We start from the raw sequence: 442 nt of genomic DNA on the forward strand, positions 1-442 counted from the left end.
GCCTTTAGTCCATTGATGTTAAATAGTTGTTTTAAAATCTCAACGTCATAGGTATTTACCCTGCCATATCTTGGGTCGATCACCGCACCCATAAAAGCACCCTGCTCGTCGTTCATCTTTTTAGCCTTTTGCCTAAGCTTGGGGTATGATACCACTAGACAGAATAATCAAATTCAAAAACCACCCATTGCCCGTCTTTGCGCTCATAGGCGATATACCCGTAATAACTACACTCACACATCCCGCCTCTTTGCCACACCAGGCAATCGTCTTGGCGCTCAAAAAGATACTTTTCGCCGAACAAATTTCGACCCAGCAAGTCGCAAGTGTAAAATTCCTTGCCGTCTTTTTCAATCTTCTCAAATTCTGCTAACCCATAATAAATAGCTTCATTTCTACCTATCATATCCGTCAAGTCGTCAATAGAGTATTCGCTCATACC

The 442-nt window shown here is 42.3% G+C and carries 1 protein-coding gene; it reads right to left on the reverse strand.

Going from position 1 to position 442, the window contains the following annotated elements:
- Window positions 1-154: 154 nt before the first annotated feature.
- A partial coding sequence (locus CYP84_RS10750; protein WP_219809666.1) for a hypothetical protein occupies window positions 155-442 on the reverse strand: 288 nt, incomplete at its 5' end.

The sequence above is a fragment of the Campylobacter concisus genome (genome assembly GCF_002912425.1).
In the GTDB taxonomy this organism is placed as follows: Bacteria; Campylobacterota; Campylobacteria; order Campylobacterales; family Campylobacteraceae; genus Campylobacter_A; species Campylobacter_A concisus_AH.